Here is a 23,699-nt window from a genome sequence, read left to right on the forward strand (position 1 = left end):
GTAGAAAACTAGTTTATGGATAGCATACCCATTGCTGCGACAACCTTCCCGATTCTTCTTAGTTATAAGGGTGGCCATCACTTAAACGCACCCACCTTTTATGGATTTTATCGATTACTACAGCGTGCTGGGCGTACCGAAAACAGCCTCAGACGAAGACATAAAAAAAGCATACCGAAAACTTGCCCGCAAGCATCACCCGGATTTGAACCCGAACGATGCAGAAGCGCACAAGAAGTTTCAGCAGATCAACGAAGCCAACGAAGTACTAAGCGATCCGGACAAACGAAAGAAGTACGATCAATACGGTAAGGACTGGCAACACGCCGAGCAGTTCGAGCAGGCCCGGCGTGGAGACGCCCGTAATCAGCAGCAACAGCAGTATCGCCAGTCGTACGCACAAGGCAATGCCGAAGACTACGATTTTTCGGGTGGCTTTGGCGGATCGGACTTCTCGGATTTCTTTTCGTCAATGTTCGGTCAGGAAGGCGGTTCAGGCGCTGGTCGTCGTCAGGCGACATTCCGGGGTCAGGATTATCAGGCCGAACTCAACCTCGACCTGCGCGATGCGTACACAACGCACAAACAGACCATGACGGTTAACGGGAAAAACATCCGGATAACCGTGCCAGCAGGGATTGAAAATGGTCAGAAGATTAAGCTGGCCAGCTACGGGGCACCAGGCGTCAACGGCGGTCCAAACGGCGATCTATACATCACGTTTGTCATCGCGGAAGACAGTCGATACAAGCGCAAAGGCAACGATTTGTATGTCAACGAAGAAATCGACTTGTACACGGCGTTATTGGGTGGCGATAAAGTTATTGAAACCTTGGATGGGAAAGTGAAAGTGCCGATACAGGCCGAGACACAAAACGGGACTAAAGTACGGCTAAAAGGGAAAGGCTTTCCCGTTTACAAGCAGGAAAGCTTTTCTGGTGACCTGTACGTACAGTGGCAGGTTAAATTACCCACTAATCTGACCACCGAACAAAAAGAACTTATCCAGAAACTAGCCAGCCTGTAATCGCCTAACATCTTATGCTACCAACCCACTTAATCTCCGTCAGTGATTTCTGTGTGCATCATCACATCGAAGTTGCGTTTATTGACTTGCTCGAACAGCAGGGGCTTGTTGAAATTATTACTGTCGAACGTATTACCTACGTACAGCCCGACCAACTGGGTAGATTGGAAAAGCTAGTCCGGTTGCACCAGGAGCTGGCGATACACCCAACCGATCTGGACATTGTAAGTGATCTGCTGGAACGCGTGGAAGGCCTTCAGAATCAGATCACACAATTGCAGAATAGACTGGTCTTTTACGAGCGATTAACTGACTAGGTCATAATTTTTTGACATAACTCGACGCAAGAACTGTGCTCGCCAGACCAACGACAAGTCGGTCGTCGGCAGAATACTGTTGCCGAAAACGACGAGGCCGGATCGACTTATGGAACATAAACTAGTTTTACCACCGTTCGCCGACGCCAGCTTATGAGTACCAATCTTAGGTATCGATTCGCGACAAGGTCCGACCTGCCCAAAATCGTTGACCTGTTGCTGGATGATCCCTTGGAGCCTTACGGGAGAAATCTGAATCCATTTTAGACGAGGCTTATTACAGCGTCTACGAAAAATCAGGGTCGACCCGAATCAGGAGTTAACCGTTGTTGAGCTAAACGGAGAGGTTGTTGGCACTTATCCTCTTACCTATATTCAATACCTAACCCATAAAGGCCGTCTACGGGCTCAGATTGAAGCAGTGCGTGTGGCATCCTCTTGTCGTGGTCAGGGGATAGGCAGACAAATATTCGAGTGTGCCAATGGCCGAGCGAAAGCAAAAGGTTGTCACCTAGTCCAACTCACGACGGACAGACAACGCCCTGAAGCGATTACGTTTTACAAATCCTTAGGTTTTGTCGATACGCATGAGGGAATGAAACTCAAACTTTGATAGTCAGTAATGTGGACCTTGTCCGTTTAAATGGAACATCGTCCGTTCATAAATAACTAACATGTATCACCTACTACTAAGTTTAACATTGTAGCGATTGAATCTTAGACATAATGAGAAAGACGCTACTTGGTATATGCTTTTGTTTGGTAGTTCACGTTCTGAAAGCCCAATTGTATGAGCAACAGATAGAGAAAGCGGCACAGGCAATCAATAAAAAAGATTTCTGTGCCGCCCTGCTTGTTTTCAAACAGGCCTTGACCGATACAACCAAAGTTAACCGGTACGACTATGCCTATGCGGCTTTAGCGGCCGCAAACTGTCACGATCAGCGTCAGGCACTTACCTGGTTGAACAAGAGTCAGCAAAAAGGCTTCGGCTTACAAGACGGGGAAATTGAGTCGATTGCCAAGGACTCCGCCTTCAGTAGCTTACACACTTCTGCGGAGTGGAGGATCTTACTGGCCAAGATGCAGCAGGCGAAAGAAAAGGATAAGTTAGCGAAGCAAATAGCCAGCGAGCAGTGGCTGGAATCAAGTCTACGCCATGCGCAATTGACCGAATCGGAAGGGGGTATGGCTAAACCGTTCCCCGCTGGATTCGCGCTTTATTTTCAACCAGCTGATACGATCAATGTCCCCTACCTGGTTTATGTACCCAGCTCATTCAGCCGGGCTAAACCCGCGTCCTTGATCATCTATCTTCATGGTGGCGTGGTGAATCAAGATCACTTTGCTTACCGAGACCCTCAAGTAGCTAACGAACCCATATTCAAAGTAGCCAATCATTACAATACACTTGTTCTATATCCCTTTGCCCGAAAAGACTTTGGCTGGGTCGATCAGGAAAATGCTTTCAAGCATGTATTGACCATGCTTGATCAGGTAAAAAAGCGCTACGCAGTCCCCTTTGACCGTATTTACCTGGGGGGCATGTCCAATGGCGGCACGGCTACTTACTGGTACGCCACCAAACATGCCCATTTATTCTCTGGTTTCTACGCCTTTTCACCCTGGCCCTCGCTCAAATCATCGCCAACCGATTATGCGAAACTCTCAAGCGGCAAGCCCTTTGTGTCGATCAATGCCAAGGATGACTCGGTTTTTCCTTATTCAGCAGTAAAAGCCATTTACGACCAGCAACAAAGCAAGGCTAGAGACTGGCGGTTCAAAAGCATAGCTGAAGGAGGGCATGGGTTTATTTATGAACCGGGTGGCCCCCTACTGATGCAGGAAGTGTTCGACGAGTTATTTCGCGAAAAGCACTAGCAATCTATTTTCAGATAATTATTTCCAAGCGTGTTGGCAGCTCTCCTATGGGCGGTATACGCGATAACACGTATATTCTGCTGTATCTTGGCATCGAAATGGTTTCATCTTTATTCGTCAGCCGGATGTCGCTCGCTCATTGCCTTCTGCTCACAACGTGTTTTTTGGTTGTAACAGGTTATTCCGTAATGGCTCAAACGGCCCAAAGGCCCCGAGAATATGGGATTCGATTCGGCGTATTGCCAACGGGGCCGCTCAATGCGATTACCGATGTACCCGGCGTTCGGGTTGGTCAGGTAACGCTTAGCGAAGGGCAAAACATCCGCACGGGGGTAACGGCTATTCTGCCGCACGACGGCAACCAGTTTCAGCAAAAAAGCCCGGCAGCCATTTATATCGGGAATGGTTTTGGAAAGTTGATGGGGTTTAGCCAGGTTGACGAGTTAGGAACGCTCGAAACACCGATTGTACTGACCAATACCTTAAGCGTACCCACCGCAGCCGATGCCCTGATTGATTACACATTAGCGCAACCGGGAAACGAGCAGGTTCGATCTGTCAATCCAATCGTTGGTGAAACAAACGACGGTTCGCTGAACGACATTCGCGGTCGGCACATCACCAAACACCATGTGCTCGACGCGATCCAGCAGGCCAAAGCCGGACCGGTTACTGAAGGAAATGTCGGAGCCGGGACAGGAACGGTTTGCTTTGGTTTCAAAGGAGGTATCGGTACGGCCTCCCGGAAACTACCGGCGTCATTGGGTGGCTACACGGTTGGGGCACTCGTACAGACGAACTTTGGCGGAGTTCTGCAAATTGCAGGTGTACCGGTCGGTGTTGAGCTAGGCCGTTATTCGTTCAAAGAAAAACTAGACGGGTCCTGCATGATGGTCGTGCTGACAGACGCACCGCTGGATGCCCGCAACCTCAAGCGCTTGGCCAAGCGGGCGTTTATGGGTCTGGCGCAAACGGGCGGTATAGCGTCCAACGGCAGCGGTGATTACGTGATTGCCGTATCCACCGCTTACCGTATTCCGCACGAAACGGCTAACCCATTTGACGAGTTAAAAATAGTACGAAACGACAACGTTTCTCCTTTGTTTATGGCAGCCATTGAAGCCACCGAAGAAGCGATTATCAATTCGTTGTTTGCCGCTCAGACCAGCGTTGGCGACCAAGGGCGTACCGTTGAACAATTACCTATCAACAAAGTCATCGATTTATTGAAAAAGGCTGGACAGATTCGTTGAAATGACTTATCGCCTGCTTTCCGCTACCCGCCATAAGATGCCTGCCAAGCCCGCGAAGGAAAGTGCGCCCAGCAGCATATAGCCGCCTTCACCCAAGGCTCGGCCCAGTGCGGGTTCCAGCGTCAACGAGCTAAGCCCATTGTAAATGGATTCGTTGACAGATAGTAAGGCGACTGCCACGCCGGCCAATGCCCCCCCCGCCACAAGGCCCGTCGCAAAAAGGTTACCCTTGCCCAAATCCGCATCTTCTTCGACAATTCCTTTTCGCTTTGCATTCCAATCAACAATCGCTTTCATCAGACCGCCCACAAAGATCGGCAGCGTTGTGGAGAGCGGTAAGTAAAGACCAACGGCGAATGCCAGCGCGCTGACGCCACATAGCTCAAATACGAAAGCCATAAACGCACCAACCAGCACAAACTGCCAGTCGAGATTAAACGACAGCAGCCCTTTGATCAGCGTAGCCATCAGCGTTCCCTGTGGAGCGGGAAATTTATCAGAGCCAATAGCGTGCGTAATACCCTGAGCCAGCAGATCTGGCGTGGGTGTATCCAAAACCCGTACCGTAGCGCCTACGACCAACGACGATACGATAACACCAATGAATAAGGCCATTTGCTGGTACTTAGGTGTGGCTCCAACCAGATAACCCGTCTTCAAATCCTGCGATGTCCCACCGGCATTAGCAGCCGCCACACAAATCATACTGCCCACGACCAGCACCGCCGGTTCGTACACTTTTCCGGTCAGACCAACGGCAATAAACACGAGAGCCGTGCCCATGATCGTCGCGATGGTCATACCCGAAACTGGCGACGAACTGGACCCAATCAATCCCACGATACGGCTGGCAACCGTCACGAAAAAGAAGCCAAAAACGATAACCAGCACCGCAATCAGTAACTTGGTTAGCAACGAATCGCCCGGAATTTGCGGGAGTACAACCATCAAAGCCGCCAGAATGATACTGCCAATGACAACGATACGAACGCTTAAATCCTGCTCGGTACGCGGAACACGGTTACTTCCGCTCAAGGCGTCTTCGGACTCAATGGCGTTGATCGATGATTTTGAAAAACTTTGCCGAAACGACGAGACAATAGTTGGAATCGTTTTGATAAGCGTCATAAAACCACCCGCTGTCACCGCCCCCGCACCGATTTGACGGATATAGGCCCGGTAGATAGCCGCAGCTGCATCAGAAAATGTATGCGTCGCCGGATTCCAGCCGCCTGGTCCACCCGCCGTTTGCAGATTGTCAAGGTAGCCTAATTTTTGAAGCTGTAACGCAATGGTATCACCCGGTACGACCGATGCCAGTAGCGGAATGAGCGCCAGCCAAGCCAGAATCCCTCCTCCAACGAGCACCGCCGAAATACGAAAACCAATAATATAGCCAACACCCAGATATTCAGGCGTTATTTCACCCGCTACCTGTGCTGACGGAAAATAGCGGTTAGCTTGCTTCGTCGCCCAGACTGGCACTTCGGCAATCACGTGTAGTACTTTTTGCAACAAGGCGTAGAAGAGAGCGACGCCTAGCCCCTGGTAGGCCGTTTTCGCAAAATCACCACCCTTTTCACCAGCGATGAGCACGGAGGCACAAGCCGTACCTTCCGGATAAGGAAGTGTACCATGCTCCTGTACAATCAGCGACCGGCGCAGGGGAATCATCATCAACGTACCGATCAACCCTCCCAAAATAGCCAGGGTCAGAATAGTCCAGTAGTTAAAAAAATCAGCCCCGCTTCCGCCCGTTAGAAAGAGGAATCCCGGCATGGTAAATACAACGCCCGACGCAATACTTTCGCCCGCCGAGCCGGTCGTTTGAATGATGTTATTTTCGAGGATTGTCGTATTCAGAAACCGACGACCAAGCGAAATAGCCAATACCGCGATTGGAATAGAAGCCGACACCGACAGACCCGCCTTTAGCGATAAATATACAGTTGCTGCCCCAAAAAGAACACCGAAAACCGCTCCGGTAATGATAGCTTTGAGTGTAAACTCAGCCGGTGATTCAGAAGCAGGAACAAACGGTTTGTGGGCGGGAATCGGATCAGGGGTCATAAAAAACAATTTTTTTCAAAAAAAGGGAAAAATACCGTTAACCAAAAGAGCTTGACAAAGTCGCAGATTTTACAAAACTTTGTCATAGAAAGCAAGCGGGAGTAGCTCAGTTGGTAGAGCGGCAGCTTCCCAAGCTGCAGGCCGTGGGTTCGAGACCCATTTCCCGCTCCATGATTCCGAACTCACCGTCAGGCACTTACGCTTTGTTCGTAGGTGCTTTTTTCGTTTAGAGGCTATTCGGCCTTTTCGTTGGAAGGCTTTAGACGCTCGTATTTTTACGACTATGCAGCAAGTACGCCAAGCAATTGAGAAATGGCCCTTAGCGTATAAGTGCCGAACATACTCACCAGGCATTGAGGCCGGTCGATTGCCGATAAGCCACTTAAGTTTCAGTCAAAACTAGCTCACTAAACGGGGCAAGGACAGCTATCTTTATAACACTTTGCTGCCCTGAATCGAAAGGTACTTTACTGCTCACCACCTCAGCATTCCTTCGATTATTCGCTTTCATTCGATAAAATGTGGTAAGCGTAGCAAAAAAACTATTTACGGAAGGTTGTAATGGCTTCCTCATAAATCCGTACGCCCGGTATCTGCCGTACCCCGTGAGAAATGTCTGCCTTGATAGCGGCCTCATCCAGCTTCCAGTAGCCGTTAGGTATTTGATTGTGATCGACTATCTCATAGGTCCACCTCATCTGAACGCCTTTCGGCTTATCAACAATAGCTACTTCAGGGGTTAGCCAGTTGGTTTGACCAGACTCAGCTAAGGTGGCTTGTTGAGCAGCCTCGGCCTGTTGGTGCTCCCGAATGCGCAACATCTCCTTGTTATAGTGCTCAACAGCGTCTTTCAGCGGCTGCATAGCGGCCATGATCGGTGCCGTCAACTCTTTTTCAAGCTCCATCCAGTCGTGTTTCTGTTTGTCAAGTTCGCGGGTGATCTTCAGCCGTTCAGCCGCTACGAGCTTAATTAGCTCATGCCCCTGAGCCACATGTTTAATCAAGATCTCTTGCTGCTCGGCACTACCGCATATGGCAGGCTGGCGACGCAAAAAAGTCACATAGTCCGTTAAGGTAGCTTGAAGTAGTTCACGACCATTGGAGTCGGTCAGTGACAGGCTTGTATTAGGTTTAGATGGCGTATCCATACCCCTAAAAGCATTCGGGGCTCCTAAATGTTAGAAGGAAGATTCTTGATTCGCTTTTGCAGCTTGTTAGATTCTCAGGCACAGGAAGCTATGTGAGTCGATAAAGAGAATAAATATATTTTTAGGCTATCACTTTCGTAACTATCGTCTACCAACGGGCAAATGAAATGCCATGATAAGCAACGCCCAGACCTGTAGTGATCCGGGCGTCTAGTGAAATTAACAGCTATACCTTACTTTTTCTTTAGTAACTGTTCAACAAGCTGTTCCAACTTATTTAGCTTTACTCTCAGTTCTTGATTCACAGTTTGCTGGTGTTGATTAGCCTTCTCCAGTTGAATACTATATAGGGTCAGTTCTTCAATCTTCTCCAGGAGTTTAGCGTCCATCTTAGCCGCGTCAATACCCTGCTCGACTACCTCAGCCGCCGACGGTACACCTGGCAGGTGCTGATGCTGTTGAATATAGGTATTCACCTCCAAGAGCGAACGTAGATTGTAACCACTCATAAACACTTTATCTGACCAATCGGCTAAGCTCTGCACTGAGTACCGGCCTGCGGAGGTCAGAATTAGCTTACCTGTGGCGTCAACGGTGAGTAGCTTGTCAGCCGTGGTGAGTTGAACGGGACTATTGGCGGTGAGTCGACTTATACGAATACCGGATTCATGCTCAATGCCGCTGTTAACGTCTAGACGAGCGGTAGGGGCTGAGGTACCAATACCGACGTTTGCTTCGTTGCCTAATACAACTGCGTTACTTATAGCTACGTGACTGTTTGCGCCGATGGCCGTAGCGTTGTGTAGCCTATCTGCAGCCTGGCTGTTATAACCCATCAGCACGTTGTCATTACCCGTTGTAATGGCCGTACCAGAGTTAGGGCCAATGATAATATTATTGCTACCCGTCGTATTGTTAAAACCTGATTGGCTCCCCACAAAGGTATTATTTATGCCGCTTGTATTGTTACTACCGGTTGACGAGCCAACAAACACGTTACTGTTCCCCGAACTATTACTGTAGCCTGCATTAGTACCTATAAAGGTATTACTGGTGCCATTGTCGTTGCTGTAACCGGCCAGCCCACCAGTAAACGTATTGCCTGAACCGGTCCGGTTGCTAATGCCTGTTAAATAGCCCATGAACGTATTGAGCCCACCGAGCGTATTTGAGTAGCCCGATTGGGTGCCCACAAATGTATTTTGAAAGCCTGTGGTGGTGCTGAAACCCGCTTTAGAGCCAATCATAACTTGGTCAGAGACCGTGGTCGTATAACCAGCCGAGTCGCCGATCATTATATTATGAGCTCCCGTTGCATTCTTGTAGGCAGCATAAGCCCCCAAGACCGTGTTACTATAGCCAACGTCGTTTGTAAAGCCCGAATAAGCACCAACAAACGAGTTGGATGGTCCTGTTCTGTTTTTACTGCCCGCGTAACTACCCACGAATGTATTAGCTGAAGCAGTGGTATTTTGCTGACCGGCTACCGCGCCAATAAAACTATTATTAGTGCCACCATCAGTAAACAACCCCGCTGTACTGCCAACAAAGGTATTAAGCCCTCCGGTCTTGGTGAACCGGCCAGCACTGGCCCCAATAAACGTGTTATTGGCTCCTGAGGAAACGAGACCTCCGGTTTGGGCTCCGTAGAAGGAGTTATTAAACCCAGTCATGGTTGTATTACCCGACTCATAACCCACAAAGGTATTATTGGTAGTGGGCGTAGCGGAATTGGCCGTTCGCTGAATATAATTGGTTTGGGCCCATAGTGGAGAAACCAGCAGGACTAAGCTAACAAAAGGGTAGACTAGTTTCATAGAGTTGGCAGACTTAGTTCGATATGGCTTAGCTGATACCGTTAATCAGTAAGCCGAACGGTTAAGTTAGCGCAATATTAGCTAGCTCAGTTGGGGCTTTCAATCGGATAAATATATGAGTAAAACTATACTGTGGTGCAACAAAGAACTGGACCACTAGTAGCAGTCAGCTTCTATTTCCTAGCTCAAGCGTTGTTGTTTACTGCCGAGAAGCTCAGCTTTAGGAACAAGATAGCTGACCGTTACGCAGCTAAATAAGGCTGGTTATAGCGCTTTGAGGAACGAAAGAGTGTGTAGCTACCTCTGCACTTCAACCAATAAATAAACTTATTGACTTAACTGCAACTTAGCGTCGAGGGCATAAATCAGTTGTGATCCGGTCTCAAAGGTTACCCTGCAAGCAGTACCGATGTAACCAGACGACAAAGTAATTCTGTGTTTGATCACTGCCGCATCAGTCGCCGTTGGTACCCGGCCACAGGACCAGATAGTGGCATCACTCCATAATCCATTCTGCAACGTATACATACCCGAGGAGCAATCCGAACCTTGGTATTCGTAGGCGCCCATATCGATCCGTCCCGCTTGTAGTCGCTTACTACCGCTTAAATCTAAGCTGCCTACCATTGCCGTTGAACTGGACGGATCTCCGGTATTGATGCAGGGGCTAGTAGGCTTAAGCTGAAAGTCGTTGGTCGCTGGATCAACAAACAAAGGATCAGCAATAATATTGCCCGTTCCTGGATAAACGCCAATACCAGACGTATTACCCTGAATATCCGAATAGGTGACATCTTGATAGTTTCGGTAGCTGTAGAGAGCAAGTTCACTGGCGTACTGGCCCGTGTTGCCCCAGGCAATGCAATTTACTAGCTTAGCTTTTACGCTGTTTTGATAGTCATTAAAGTAAATAGCAGAAGCCGTTTGAGTAATACGGTTTTTGGTAAAAGTGCAGTTAAGCATAATAGGCGTACTGACGCCGTTATAGGCGATACCAAAGTATAATGCGCCTGCATAAAAGTAGGCTGTGTTTTGGTTAAACAGACAGTTAACAAACGATGGCTTATTATTCCCGACATAGCTTGATAGGAAGCAAACCGCCCCGCCATTATATTCGCTCGTATTGCGGTTGAACTGGCAGTTGATAAACACCGGCGCACAGGAACCGTTGTATCCTGAGCTTTTAACGGCTCCACCATCCCCGTTGGAAGCCGTGTTTTGCTCAAAAATACAATTGATGAATTGGGGAGAGCTTGAGCCTGATACGTCGCCGTTGTTGTAGACTGCCCCGCCATTTTCGGCTCTGTTCTTGGTGAAAAAGCAATTTCGTATAGTGGGACTACAATAGTTGCCAGCTCCCTCTCCACTGTTCAACATACCTGCCCCATACAAAAGCGTTGTCGACCCCTCCTGATTGCCTAAGGCAATAACAAAGCCATCCAGAATCGCCGTACTATCTAGTCTGGTGTTGCTAATGATATGATAGGTGTTGTCGTTAACGAGTCCTGTGGTACCAATATCACCGCTTAGCGTAGTGCTACTGGGCTTACTTGGACTGATGGGAGGACGCTGGTCTGGTGACGACTCAGTGCCGATAAAGCCACCATAGATAGCTACCCCATTCCGCATCGAAAAGCTAATAGCTCGGTTGGTAGTAGTGGTCGGCTTATACGTACCGGCTGCTACCCAAACCTGACTTCCAGCTCCTAGTGAGCTAAGCCGACTTTGCAACTGAGAGCTAGGTAAGGCATTGGCCCATGAAGAACCGGACAAATTACCCGCTCCTCCTTCAGTGACATAAACAATGGATTGAGCCGACGAAAAGCAAAATGACAAAACAAGAAGCTTGGCGAGTAAAAGTCGAGAGAACACCTGAAGCACAAGTTTATAGGATTATTACAAACTTAGCCGATGTAAATCGATTAACAATGAACAAATGATAAAACAAACATTTGATTTATCCAGAGAAACGAGACTTTCTTCTTAAGCTTAGAAAAACCGCTTCAAGATGTCGCTTCAAGATTTGTCCAGTATTTTGTTGTAAGTTCAGTTGGCGAAGCGAGTACACTGTTGAACAGCACAAACATGTGCGGAATGGCTGTCTGCCTTGTGTTTGCGCAGTGGCCTTCTAAGAGGCCACTGCCCGATTTTTGAAAAGATCACATTTCCTTGCCTTTTCTAGGAACGCTGGGACGACCTAGATAGTGATCGATATGGTGAGTTAAAACGATTGCCTGCTGGCTTAGCCGCGTCAGATCAATTGTATGCGTCTGCAACTGAATCGGGTTATCAAGCACGTCCACTTCTTGAGACAAACGACGTAGATGGTTATGCATCAACTGTAGATGCTGTTGAGTCTGCTGCTTGATGTGTTCAAGAGTTGACGATTCCGAACAGTCTTCAGTGTTCAGGTGATGGGTTCGTTTGGCCAGTAAAGTGTAACTAAATCGGAACTGTTCAGCTGCCTGAAGCCAAAGATCGAATTGGTGAGAAGTAGTTAGATCAGTGGTTAATAAAGGATCATTTAATAGTGATAAAGGCATAATTGACTCGATTCAGTGTAGTGAATGGGGTACCTACGTATTTCGAACCAGTATCAATTCATATGCCAAATTCTGAAAAGCCCTCTTTATATCGGCTAACCAACCATCTTTTTGATTGAATGGACCACTTAAGCGATATTTTCTCTTGCGCAGAGACATTAAGCCTTTGTTCAGTATAGCTGGCAATCTGTAGCCAGCACATGGATGTCCGGAGTACTACAATTCTTAACCTTATCAGTTGAGCAACTTCCTTCTACGGCTTTCGTATTCCTGTTGAGTCAGAGTGCCAGCGTCCAAGGCTGCTTTTAGTTTGATTAACTCCTGGGCGATCTTAGCAGGTAAGGCTGGTGAAGCGGCAGCGGAAGGACGGTACTTGATGGGCGGCAGCAGTTCACCAGCATTGACGGCACTATCAAGAGCAATGTAATAAGGAGGAAGGGCACCGGGGCTAATTACGCCATACACACCAAACCCATTCTCCGCGGAGCCTCTTGCTATTAACTCTTTTAGTACTACTTTCTGACCTGAGTACGTGTGGTTTAGCGACTTTTGTGCGTCCGCGTCATCGCTGGCTGAAAGCGTATGAATATAAACGAATCCTTTATCCTCCTTGGAGCCTTGTCCTAGTTGCAACGTATCCCCAGCCGACAGTATCCAGCCAGGAACTTGGGTCTGATAACCTGCTTTAAGTCGTTTAGCATCTGGCTGCTGGGTCCTTGCTTCTTGTTGCGTAACAGGTCGGGGTTTGCCATCCTGCTGAGCCTTGCTAGGTTGTGAAACAAGTAGAAGACCGACAAAGCAGGTCAACGTATACTTGTGAAGGTTGTAAACATGTTGCCTATTGCAGAAGTCGCGAGAGTGCTGAAACAGGCGGCTTTTAGTTAAAGTATGAATCATATTACGTCCAGTAGTGGGGTGTTAGCTCTATAACTCAAGCAGATAAGTTAAGTTTTACGCCTGGCACAATTGATCTATGACTTTGCCTTCTGCTTCACCGGCCAAGGCGGGCAGGTCTCGATTTCAGCCTTTCAGAAAATAAGTCTATCTATTCATCAAGTTCTTATTGGAAGAAGTTTTGCCGGACCGAACCAATTAGTAAACCAAATTGACTACCTGCGCGTTGGCTCTATAATACTTATTACTGCTCACTTATTTATGCAGGCTACTCTTACTGCCAGTGCGCCCGCTGTTCCGACGGGCCTCGTTCGTTTTATCATTGTTGTCACGGCTATTTCAGCGGCCGTTATGGAGCTTATTGACGTAACGATTGTCAATGTGGCCCTCAACGAAATTGCCGGAGCCTTAGGTGCAACCATTGAGGACGTAGCCTGGGTGGTCACCTCCTACGCTATTGCCAATGTCATTATTATACCGATGACGGGTTTTCTGGCTGATTACTTCGGGCGTAAACGGTACTACGTCGCTTCCATCATTCTCTTTACGGTTGCCTCTTACTTCTGCGCCAGTTCGACGAGCTTGTGGCAGCTAGTTTTCTGGCGATTTATTCAAGGTATGGGGGGCGGAGCGTTGCTGTCTACCTCGCAGGGTATCATTTTTGACGCTTTCCCGCCAGACAAGCGCGGTGTTGCATCCGGCATATTTGGCATGGGCATCATTCTTGGTCCTACGCTGGGACCCTTCTTAGGTGGGGTCATTGTCGATAACTATCATTGGTCGTATATCTTCTACGTCAACGTACCTATTGGGATTCTGGCGACGGTACTAACCATGCTTTACATCGCTAAAAAGCCCGGTGAAGGTACTCGTAAACACCTGATCAAAATCGACTATGCGGGTATTTTGCTGTTATCGGTAGGCGTCGGTTCACTCCAGTACGTGCTTGAAAAAGGGCAGTCCGACGACTGGTTCGAATCTAAAGCAATTGTGGTGCTTACGCTAACGGCTATCCTTGGGCTGGGCGGCTTCGTCTGGCGTCAACTTACCGCTACGCACCCCGTTGTTAATTTGCGCGTGTTGAGCAAGGGTACACTAGGTGTGACCACAATCTTTAGTTTCGTGGCAGGTGTTGGATTATTTACATCGGTCTTTGTGTATCCTGTACTGGTGCAGCGTATCAATGGATTCACCCCAACGATGACCGGCATTTCGCTACTTTGGCCCACGCTGGTAGGTATTCCCTTGTTTCCTTTGATCGGTAAACGGTTGTCCGGGGGAGCGTCACCGTTACCCTTCATTATCATCGGGATGGTTACGTTTGTGGTGTTTGGCTTTTACAGCGGCACTTTAAACGGGCAGGCTAATCAGTGGGACTTTTTTTGGGCGCAGATGATGCGCGTAGTTGGTGTAACCATGCTTCAGCTACCGCTTATCAACCAAGCTGTTGCGGGTTTGCCTCCTCAAGATTTCCCATCGGCTATTGCGCTTAACAATATGATTCGGCAATTAGGAGGAGCCTTTGGTATTGCATTGGCAAACACGTTCGTCGCGCGTGACTACGCCCAGCATCGATACGATCTGGTGGCCAACCTTGACCCGGCTAACCCGCTACTGGCTGAACGACTCAAGCTGATGGGCGGAGCCAGCGACCGGGCTTATAAACTCCTTGATTTGGCGGTTGATAGACAGGCTTACCTGCTGTCGTACCTGGACACATTTCGGCTGGTAGGTATTTTCTTTTTGATTATCCTCCCACTAGTTTACTTCCTGCGAACAAAAAAGAAATCAGCCGAGGAGATTGCCCTAGCGGCAAAAGCGATGTCCGAAGCGCATTAATTGTTAGTCAGCTGACTCATTTGAGTGCATTAAGTCAGGCTCCTGGTTCCTCTACGGCTTGAAGGGTGTAGCCTCAGGGAAATCCAATCCGCAGGTCCATGCTCTACTGTTTCATCGGCAAGGCCAACGTGTCATAGTACAGTGTGTGCTTGCATCAGTTGAAGACAGGAGGTACAAACTCACAATTACTAGTACGGGACAACGCTTGATGAGCCATTGTCAATTAACACTTAGATATCAAACTTGATATACTCGTATCACTTGGTGCTGAACAGTCCATACTCTCATTGATTTAAGCTTTTGCTGGCTGAACGTGGTTAGCAGGTTGAATCGCTAATCAATTAACTCAGGGGTATGAAAAAGGCAATCATCATTGGAGCCATGCTAATAGGCATCGCGACCTTCAGCGCTCAAGCGCAAACAAATGGATCAAATAACAGTGGCAACGGTAGTAGCGGGTCGACATCTCAGCAAGGATCGTCAGCCACTAGCGGTAGTAATAGCAACAGTCAGGGAACTCGTAGCAAGTCCAGTCGGTCTGGTTCGGTCAATGATGGCTCGACTAACAACGGTAATCGCAGTCACGGTAACCACTCGCTAAACGCCCAAGGCAGTGTATCGCCGTCTAGTCAGGGTGGTTCGTCGGGTAGCGGTGGCCGTAAGGGTAAAGCAACAAAGTCGACTTCAACCAGCTCGAATTAACAAACCGAGCTAGTTACCGCAAATAAGTGATTATATTCTCGTTACTGCCCGGACTGGTACCAGTCCGGGCTTTCAATTTCTGCACCCCTTTTACTCAGTGTCCTTTTTAACGAGCAGAAGTTTGCCGACAGCAATGCTGCTCACCCTTTTATGAACCGGATGCCACTACGTTTTGAAACTTGTGATCGTATTATAGTGGGCAACTTCCGCTTACTGGCTAAAACTTCTTGAAAGCGTAGAAAGCAGGCTCCAGGAAATTAGCACCGAAGCATACAAACAAAGTTGACCGGTGCCTACTCTGCTCAATAGTCATTTTGGGCAAAAGCCAAGCTGATGGTATTATCTAAGCGGCAATAAACATCTGCAATTCAGACATGTAATCGTCCGCTCCTATTGAGTGTAAACGAACAGGAACTGATTTAGGACAACCCATCTCCATCCACCCTTGAATAGTTACGTGTACAAACTGCATAAACGGAGGCTGACCTTCCAATCTAGTAAGGGTTACGGATTTGAACCAGCTTAAGGCTACAACTCCAGCCGCTTTGTGATTCGGATGATTGGGGTAACTCACAAAAGCATTTTTCCCGTCTGGTGTTATAAAATGAACATACAGTTGCTGAGGGCTATCTACAAATGTAGGATAGGTATACTGATAGAATCCTGGTGAAGGAGGGGTAGACAGTTGAGTCATTCGTTGGCTTTAACTTTGAGTAAAAATACAGTTATATCACTAAGTAGTTTTCGAATTTACGGATAAATAAATTACTGATTACAACTTTTTGCAATTTAAGCGTATTTTAATCTTTAAGTCTCCGTTGGGAAATAAACCAGATACGAAGGATATTTTCTTTACCTGAGTGTGCTCTTGGCTGCGATAAAGCCTTTTTGAATAGCGCTTTCGCGAAGAAAATTACAAACTACAGCTAAGTTTTTATCTGAACTTATACATGTATACGTTGCTTACTAACCCCTAGCAACTACTTATAAATTAAGTAATTAGACTGCTTGCCAGCGCTAAAATAAATTAAGTAACTAGCTACAACAGACACCTTACTGCTAGGGCGTGGTGTTTATTATCCGATTGCGAGCTGTCTTATTGACTAGACACAGAAAATCCAGTCAGAAAATCTGTCTGGATTTTACGATTAACTTAACTGTCGCTTAATCAGCCACTATATGGTTATCAGCGTGACAAAGATCAAATGGCTTATCCCCATCTTTTTACTGGCTAACAACTTTATCTGATTTGACTTCAATTAGATCGGCCCCGATAACGCAGTTGAGAATATCCTGAGCCCGAATTGACTGATGCTGATTCAAGGCACGATCATGAACATAGAGCTTAATGCTGGCAATTTGTTTTTCCTGTAGTAATTCAATAGCCTCTTCGGTCAATTTAATTGTCGATTGACTGGTATGGATATTTCCATCAAAGGTAGATTCAACGGATGCGGTCGGCCAGTCGAGCGAGGTACCATCCTTGAAAAAAATTGATGCGCCCTTTTGGGGTAAAAACGAGCCGCTCTCCACGTAAAGCTGGACAAAGTAATAGACCTGCCCCTGTTCGTAGACTCGCTTGTAATGAATAGCGTCCGCAGAACGCTTACCCCGGCAAGTAGTCATCACAACGGTCTTATCACTAAACTTATGTGCTTTCCTAACCAGCTCGCTACATTGAGCAAAGCCAGAGCTAGAAAGAAGAAGAATAACTAAGAGCGAGTAAAGAATATGTTTCATTGTTTGATTGACTGTTTTTGGATGGTGCAAAGCTATGCGTTGTTTCTGGCTGCACTAATTATATTTACTAAAGTGCATTTTTATGAATAATAAAGAAGCCACTAAGCTTTTATATACATGTTTTATGACCACATATATCTATATAAGTCACTCGATGAGATCATTTTTATTTTACAAAAAATAAATAGCTGATTTCAATGAGCACTAGGTGGTCTTCAGGACGAGAGAATGGAAGCTGTTGAGGGCTCAAATTCGAATCAAAAGTTAACAGTATCCTAATAGAGAATTAGCCGTTTTATGCTTTCCTAACAAGGACACTTAAACGCCGTCGTCGATTATGAAAATGATTCACTTTTCAATCAACTTACCCTCCTTTTTTCTGGGTTCGCTTACAGTAATTGGCATCCTGCTGCTGACTAATTTCACCTCCGACCCAAACAAACAACCCGATCCGAACGGTACAGACAATCGTCGGTTTCAAGCAGTTTCGAGTGAGCGGGAATCGATAATTCTCGACACGAAGACAGGACGGTTCGTAGTGATGCCTAGTTATCTGGGCAAACCGCGCTGGATTAACGCGGATTTTGAGGAGATTCGGGCTAATGGTAAAAAATAGTTCAGAGCCGGGTAGAACCAATAACAGCAATCTACACAGACGTATCTTATCCGTGTAGATTGCTATTAGCCTACTTACCAAATACCCAGCTATTTCTGACTCCAAAGCCCAGGAGTGAACTTCTTACAATAGCCTGTATGTCAAGACGGCCTTTCACAGCCAGGACACAGGCATCTGCTCATACGTTTATCCGATTGTGCCTAGCTAACGAGTGAAATAATTTTGCTACACAAATAGCTCGCGGGAGACGGCTTTTGTTTGTGGCATTTCAATGCGCTATGTCCTGCATCAATTCCGATAAATCTCTCCGGCGTCTGTAACCCGTTCATCTTTATAAGGCTATGCAGTTATGAAACAACAAACAACCCTCTTACTAGCCATCCTGGCAATCTTCGGTTTTGCACTAATCTCCTGCGACAAAACAGTTGAGGTTGGCCCGAGTGGATCGACACTGAATACCGACGATCTGGTCAAGGCCATTTCAAAACGGCTAGACGGCAATTGTGTCGGCTATCAACTTGTCGTCTCGGTCAACGGTTCTCAAAAAAGCATCTATGCCTATGGAGATGCCCGTCTGTCCCAGGATGGAAATCCCCGCGCCATGTTTGTCAACGATAAGTACAACATTGCCAGTTGCAGTAAAACAATTACGGCTGCGGCCCTGCTACGAACGCTGAACGCCAAACAGAAAACAGTTGACGATCTAATTCATTCCTATCTACCCGCCCACTGGACATTGGGAACCGGCATAAAAACGATAACCTTCAAACAACTGCTCACTCACCAGTCGGGCTTCGTAGACAAATCATACGGATCAGATTACGGTAGTCTGAAAAAATTAGTGAGCGAGGGATTAGTTGACTCCTCAAAACCCGAGACGTACAACAATGCTAACTACGCACTGATGCGCTTCCTGATTGCTACATTGGCCGATTATTCCGTTACTAAACTACCAGCCAACGCCAATAGTACTACGTTGGCGACTGTCGAAAACAAACAGGCCCAGGAATATGCTGATGCCTACATCGACTACTGTCAAAAGAACGTTTTGGGCGTGTCAGGTAGTGGCATGAGCACTATTGTCTGCAAACCTACCGATCCAAATCCGGCACTTTGCTACCAGTTTCCCAAGGACAATGGTAAAGGGGACAGCTTTGGGGATATGACGCTAACTAATGCCGAGCGCGGCTGGAACATGACTAGTGTACAGATGGCAGCCTTTATGAGCACGCTACATTATACCGAAAAGATTATTCCTAAGAGCCTATCGGATATGATGAAGAATGAGCGGGCAGGTTACGACTTTCGGAACAAGACCGCTGGAGGTATAGCTTATTACGCCAAGAACGGGGGCTATCCGGGTAAGTTTGCGGATAAAGCGAAAGATGGTGCCAACTTCGGGAAAAACTACAATGCAGGGCAGCTCGAATCATGGTTGATTGGTTTTGACAACAACGTTCAGATCGCTTTTATCGCTAATTCCCAAGTTTTTATCACGGCCAACAAAAACGATTCCCCCAACGGCGAATTGGCCTTTAACTCAATTCTTGCGGGTTTTGACGAATGGTATAAATCAGCAAAAAAGTGATGCCCCTCTACCACAAACCAAGTTACTGACTAGACTTTTTGTATTGGTAACCAGCAGGCTCGCTACCATTTTGTAAAATAGTATAGACTAGTTTGTTCACGAGATTTCAGGCACAGAGCCAACATATTGCTTCCGTATTGATTACATACATATCGTTGTTTCTTTTCCTATGCAAAGGTGAGCCCAGATTATACACGTGTATTGACCGGTTCACCTTTGCGGTTGCAGGCTACAGGGATAACCTATTAGCGAAGCCGGGAAAATCGAGTAAAACAAACTAGTATTATATGGAAGCACAAGAAGCACTACGGCAAGTGGCTGTGTATTGGGAAGAAGAGTACACGCGCATGAGCCAACAAGCAGAGACTTTCCCTAGAACGGGTATAACTGATCAGGACAATGAAACAGCGGCCTGGCTGGCAGACGTGAAAGAAATCTATTATAAGAAGTACCAGCAGGCCAAGCAAGATTACATGGATGCCAGCTTTGGAGAAGCAGAGGAGTTGTTGGGCAAGTAGGATGCTTACGGTGCTTGTCCGACGCAACCACTGAAACAAAACAAACAAGTCCGTCGGCAAAACGCACAGGCTACTCTAGTTCCTCTGCATCTCACTTACCTTATCAGCTTCTTATACTAGATTCTGCATAAATGAGCCATCTTCTGGTACAAGGTGGCTTACCAATACTTTGTTAAACTTAGCCGAAGCGCAGACCTTTCATGCGTTGCTCAGGGTGTTACTACCTGATCAAAAAAATAGACTGGTTCTATGAGAGCCAGTCTATCGCAAAAGCCTTAAAATGACATAACTTACCTTCCTGTAACTAGAAACATACTTATATGTTAGTTCTGTTAGGTAGATAGCTTGTAAAATAAGTCTACTTCGCTGTTCAGCAACGCTTCGAGGCATCAACCCACATCTCCCATCCACTGGCTTTGCTGGTCTGGTGCGGCCGCTCCTGAATCTTTTCAACCCTTTTTACTAACAAAATAGTTAGCACTATAACTAATGTGTCAGTTTTGCCATGAGGAATAGTGTGCCGCAGTCAGTCATAAAGACCAACTTTTTGAGAGCCAAGTTATTTGTCGTCGAAGATAACGACGATCAATGGATGCTTATCCAACAGGCCATGAAGCAAGCTCTAGCCGAAGTGGTTGTCGAGCGTGTCGCTACTTGTGAGCAAGCGTTGGAGAACATTAAAGACTGGCAGTATCAGGACTGGGACGCTCCTAAACTTATTCTGCTAGATTTGTATTTACCCGCTAGTGAGCAGGGCTGGAAAGTTCTGCAAATGATTAAGCAATTGCCTAGTCCCTTGAGTCGTATTCCGGTAGTCATGTTTAGTTCATCGGTCGATAAGAATGATATCATCAAGGCCTATGAACTGGGAGTTGCCTCTTACCTAATTAAACCAACTACCCATGCCGAGTGGACCGTTTACTTTAATCGATTACGTAGCTTCTGGTGGGAAACGGTCGCTTTGCCAGATATGCGCTTCACGCTTTAGGGCAATTCTGCGTTATGCATTTTGCGAAATGTTACTGAGCTCTAGGTACCCCATTGTATAGTTGAATAGCGCAATAAGACGCCCCGTTTTAGGTAAAGCGGGGCGTCTTATTGCGTAATAAATAGCTTTATAAGCTGTTGAGATCATGTACACTTGATCGGGTAAGGTTCAGTAATTGTGTTCAGCCTTCATTGTACGTTGACGTTATACTACTCATTCACCCACTCAACCGCCTTCCCAAACCTTACCATCATTGCATTCTTATTCTACTAGCCTCAAACCCAAGAATAAATCCAACACTGGTAAGTTGACTAATCAGCACAGGCTGAAAAGATCAAATCCTGGTGAGGAGAGTCTCCAGCAACCTCCGAAGCATTAGGCCTTCTTATTTTTCTGGACGGATAGCTTCTATCATCGATCATCAAAACAACTTATTTCGAGACTTCTTATACTGCTTTTGGCGCAGTTTGTGGAACCATCTATATACTTTTATTAACATTAATACCTATTAATATATAAGTAGTTATCTTTTTATGAAAAAATACAACTACTCAAGATTTACATCTACCTTTATTCAAAAAAATAACAAAACGTATGGATGCAATTTTACCGATCAGTATGCTGGCTGGCGCTTTGACGGCTAGTAGTGTTCTATATTTCAGACTTAATCACAAAGCTAAATGCCCTCGTTGTGATCAACCGTTACAGATTGAACCCAAACAAAAAATGAGCGCGCGGATCATATATTACTGCCATTCATGCAATAAGCGGTTCACCAACGGCAACGACGAATAGAAACAGCCTCCAATCTGGGGCTTAATACCTAATCTAGGATTCAGATAGATATGTTCATAGGTGGTTATCATTGGGTTACACCTGCTAGTAAATAACAACAGCAGCCCAAGTTTTTTTGCGCATTTTTGCGCTCCCTATGAGCGATCTTTCCGCCCAGTACCTTACTATCTGGTTGGTACTCAGTATAATTGTTGGAGCAATTGGCAGCACAAGAACCATTGGTTTAGCCAAAAGTTTCTTTTGGTCGCTGGTACTTAGCCCCATTGGCGGAATAATACTAGTATTAACATCAGAGCGTAAACTAGCCAGTGGCACTTCAGAGGAAGCAGGCGTTGACGCTGCCGAGTCTATAAGCTTGAAAGACCAAATGCTTCAAGAATTGAAGACTGAGTATCAAGCGGGCAGACTTAGCAAGCAAGAGTACAAATTCGCCCAAAAGGAAGTTATCAGCCGTTATCCGAGTTAACCCAACGCCGGGTAATAGAATAGAGCTTTTAAAGCAGTGTTATTGACATTGTAAACTCACTTCCGCAGACCGTCATCACGAACTCGGTATGGAATACACTAGCCTTTACGTTTACCTACTGTATTTTTAGACATGCCTCCCCTTAGCGGGCTGTCCCTGCTTTGAGCATTTTCGATTTGCTCGCAAGTAGCCGAACTAACTGCAACCGTATCATGCGGATTTGTGTAGTCGGTTTTTTCAAATCTGAGCCTATTGATTTCTCAAGCCGACCCTACACCATAAAATGCGGTTCATCGACGCTAACAAATCCAAAAGTGCCTTTACCTCACTATTTAGGATTGGAGGTATTATCCACTGTTATATGAGTTCAAGTTTACACGTAACGGATATTATAAGCCAGGTTCATGTTGTGGCCTGGCTTATTTGTTTACAATGCTCAGTGGCTAAGTCGTTTTTCAATTGAGAAAACAGAATGATATCAGTTCTTCGCTACGGACCTAATTGGACAAAATCTGGAATTCAACTATAGGCTCAGTAGCCATAAGCCTCTACACTGATTATAACTTCGCTAGTTATCTATCGCTACAAATTTTTTAAGCGGTATGCTAAAACAAAATGGTATTATTTTTCGTATTTATTGCATGCATCATAAAAACAAATTTTAACACCCGGCTCGGTTGAAGCCGGGTGTTTTTGTATTCAATAAGTATACTAAGGATTGGAATTCCAGGTGTTTAAAGCGAATAATCGGAGAGAATAGCTACCAACACTGACCAACAGGGCCTAAGCATAGCATGGTAAGATAGACTGTATCAAACAGGTAAAGAGTCGCAATTAGTATCATCAACAGCCATGTAATAGCGTCTGTCAACTCAAATGGATTTCGTTCTGTGTTCATAGTCGTTAGAAAACGTTGAATAATAAGCAGATTAGTTTAAGACCCAGATTTGTCTGTAGAATTCATTTTGTACGCTCTTCACAACAAGCATTTCCATTTTCAGACTCAAGCGCATCCACTTCATCTCACAAACCCAATTACAAAGCGTATAGTAAATCGATAAGGTACTCAATTACTTTTTCAAATTCAGGCAACGATTTACCTGTGCTTAACTGCTGTTATAGACAAAGCTTGTGCCATAATTTTCTCAAAAATGCGAATCAACTGGTCATTAGATAAAAATCCCCGTCCGCAGAGCAGATGGGGATTGGGGCACTAATCCAACGTGACAATACTTGGGCTACCTTTTCATTGCCACTACCTGAAAATAAAGAACAAAAAGGATCAACCGCAAGTGAGTAATAACTTATTAATTAACTGGTACGTATTTTTTTTTACAAGACGGTAGTCAAGTTACCCAACAGAAACTTATAGTTGAGCGAAGGCTACTAATTGTCTAGACCTGACGTGTGAGCAGAACAGAGCCGGAACACCATCTATAGGAATAGACTGTCCTTACAAATAGACTGCTAGTTATCAACAGATCGGCCCCCACTACA

20 protein-coding genes and 1 tRNA gene are annotated in these 23,699 nt (G+C 46.2%); 13 read left to right on the forward strand and 8 right to left on the reverse strand.

Annotation, left to right across the window (positions count from 1 at the left end; translation table 11 throughout):
- The first annotated feature begins 100 nt into the window (after positions 1-100).
- From M0L20_RS07655 to M0L20_RS07675, 5 genes are all read left to right on the forward strand, one after another.
- Positions 101-1,027: a DnaJ C-terminal domain-containing protein gene (locus M0L20_RS07655; RefSeq protein ID WP_248476341.1), complete on the forward strand. Its 927-nt coding sequence runs from the start codon at positions 101-103 to the stop codon at positions 1,025-1,027.
- A 14-nt stretch (positions 1,028-1,041) separates the two neighbouring features.
- Positions 1,042-1,344: a chaperone modulator CbpM gene (locus tag M0L20_RS07660; protein WP_232560266.1), complete on the forward strand. Its 303-nt coding sequence runs from the start codon at positions 1,042-1,044 to the stop codon at positions 1,342-1,344.
- Between the two features lie 295 nt (positions 1,345-1,639).
- On the forward strand, positions 1,640-1,957 hold the full coding sequence (locus tag M0L20_RS07665; protein WP_248476627.1) for a GNAT family N-acetyltransferase: 318 nt from the start codon (positions 1,640-1,642) through the stop codon (positions 1,955-1,957).
- Positions 1,958-2,070: 113 nt separating this feature from the next.
- Entirely contained in the window at positions 2,071-3,225 is a 1,155-nt protein-coding gene (locus tag M0L20_RS07670; protein WP_248476342.1) for an alpha/beta hydrolase, read from the forward strand.
- A 188-nt stretch (positions 3,226-3,413) separates the two neighbouring features.
- On the forward strand, positions 3,414-4,478 hold the full coding sequence (locus tag M0L20_RS07675; protein ID WP_248476628.1) for a DmpA family aminopeptidase: 1,065 nt from the start codon (positions 3,414-3,416) through the stop codon (positions 4,476-4,478).
- A 6-nt stretch (positions 4,479-4,484) separates the two neighbouring features.
- On the opposite strand, the gene M0L20_RS07680 is transcribed toward M0L20_RS07675, so the two are convergent.
- On the reverse strand, positions 4,485-6,548 hold the full coding sequence (locus M0L20_RS07680; RefSeq protein ID WP_248476343.1) for an OPT family oligopeptide transporter: 2,064 nt from the start codon (positions 6,546-6,548) through the stop codon (positions 4,485-4,487).
- A gap of 95 nt (positions 6,549-6,643) precedes the next feature.
- On the opposite strand from M0L20_RS07680, the gene M0L20_RS07685 reads away from it, so the two are divergent.
- Positions 6,644-6,719, forward strand: a tRNA-Gly gene (locus M0L20_RS07685).
- Between the two features lie 371 nt (positions 6,720-7,090).
- On the opposite strand, the gene M0L20_RS07690 is transcribed toward M0L20_RS07685, so the two are convergent.
- From M0L20_RS07690 to M0L20_RS07710, 5 genes are all read right to left on the reverse strand, one after another.
- Positions 7,091-7,696: an exonuclease SbcCD subunit D C-terminal domain-containing protein gene (locus M0L20_RS07690; RefSeq protein ID WP_232560269.1), complete on the reverse strand. Its 606-nt coding sequence runs from the start codon at positions 7,694-7,696 to the stop codon at positions 7,091-7,093.
- Positions 7,697-7,929: 233 nt separating this feature from the next.
- Positions 7,930-9,513, reverse strand: coding sequence for a hypothetical protein (locus M0L20_RS07695; RefSeq protein WP_248476344.1), 1,584 nt, complete (start codon positions 9,511-9,513; stop codon positions 7,930-7,932).
- 327 nt (positions 9,514-9,840) lie between these two features.
- On the reverse strand, positions 9,841-11,385 hold the full coding sequence (locus tag M0L20_RS30315) for a choice-of-anchor Q domain-containing protein (RefSeq protein WP_248476345.1): 1,545 nt from the start codon (positions 11,383-11,385) through the stop codon (positions 9,841-9,843).
- 287 nt (positions 11,386-11,672) lie between these two features.
- Positions 11,673-12,056: a hypothetical protein gene (locus tag M0L20_RS07705; RefSeq protein WP_248476346.1), complete on the reverse strand. Its 384-nt coding sequence runs from the start codon at positions 12,054-12,056 to the stop codon at positions 11,673-11,675.
- Between the two features lie 234 nt (positions 12,057-12,290).
- A complete protein-coding gene (locus M0L20_RS07710) occupies positions 12,291-12,863 on the reverse strand; it encodes an SHOCT domain-containing protein (protein ID WP_248476347.1) in 573 nt (190 codons plus the stop codon).
- A 348-nt stretch (positions 12,864-13,211) separates the two neighbouring features.
- Between M0L20_RS07710 and M0L20_RS07715 the strand changes: the two genes are divergently transcribed.
- Complete coding sequence (locus M0L20_RS07715) at positions 13,212-14,789, forward strand: DHA2 family efflux MFS transporter permease subunit (RefSeq protein ID WP_248476348.1); 1,578 nt, start codon at positions 13,212-13,214, stop codon at positions 14,787-14,789.
- A gap of 354 nt (positions 14,790-15,143) precedes the next feature.
- Entirely contained in the window at positions 15,144-15,491 is a 348-nt protein-coding gene (locus tag M0L20_RS07720; RefSeq protein WP_248476349.1) for a hypothetical protein, read from the forward strand.
- Positions 15,492-15,834: 343 nt separating this feature from the next.
- Here M0L20_RS07720 and M0L20_RS07725 read toward each other — a convergent pair whose 3' ends face one another.
- A complete protein-coding gene (locus M0L20_RS07725) occupies positions 15,835-16,185 on the reverse strand; it encodes a hypothetical protein (protein WP_248476350.1) in 351 nt (116 codons plus the stop codon).
- A 530-nt stretch (positions 16,186-16,715) separates the two neighbouring features.
- Complete coding sequence (locus M0L20_RS07730; RefSeq protein WP_248476351.1) at positions 16,716-17,231, reverse strand: hypothetical protein; 516 nt, start codon at positions 17,229-17,231, stop codon at positions 16,716-16,718.
- A 337-nt stretch (positions 17,232-17,568) separates the two neighbouring features.
- On the opposite strand from M0L20_RS07730, the gene M0L20_RS07735 reads away from it, so the two are divergent.
- From M0L20_RS07735 to M0L20_RS07755, 5 genes are all read left to right on the forward strand, one after another.
- Positions 17,569-17,847 carry a hypothetical protein gene (locus tag M0L20_RS07735; protein WP_248476352.1) on the forward strand — a complete coding sequence of 93 codons (279 nt, stop codon included), beginning with the start codon at positions 17,569-17,571 and terminating at the stop codon, positions 17,845-17,847.
- Between the two features lie 349 nt (positions 17,848-18,196).
- Complete coding sequence (locus M0L20_RS07740; RefSeq protein ID WP_248476353.1) at positions 18,197-19,435, forward strand: serine hydrolase domain-containing protein; 1,239 nt, start codon at positions 18,197-18,199, stop codon at positions 19,433-19,435.
- A gap of 287 nt (positions 19,436-19,722) precedes the next feature.
- Positions 19,723-19,953 (forward strand): hypothetical protein, encoded by a 231-nt coding sequence (locus tag M0L20_RS07745; protein ID WP_248476354.1) that lies wholly within the window; start codon positions 19,723-19,725, stop codon positions 19,951-19,953.
- 547 nt (positions 19,954-20,500) lie between these two features.
- Positions 20,501-20,941: a response regulator gene (locus M0L20_RS07750; protein WP_232560280.1), complete on the forward strand. Its 441-nt coding sequence runs from the start codon at positions 20,501-20,503 to the stop codon at positions 20,939-20,941.
- 931 nt (positions 20,942-21,872) lie between these two features.
- Positions 21,873-22,202 carry a hypothetical protein gene (locus M0L20_RS07755; RefSeq protein ID WP_248476355.1) on the forward strand — a complete coding sequence of 110 codons (330 nt, stop codon included), beginning with the start codon at positions 21,873-21,875 and terminating at the stop codon, positions 22,200-22,202.
- Positions 22,203-23,699 lie beyond the last annotated feature (1,497 nt).

It is taken from the genome of Spirosoma liriopis, from assembly GCF_023196085.1.
GTDB lineage: Bacteria > Bacteroidota > Bacteroidia > Cytophagales > Spirosomataceae > Spirosoma > Spirosoma oryzicola.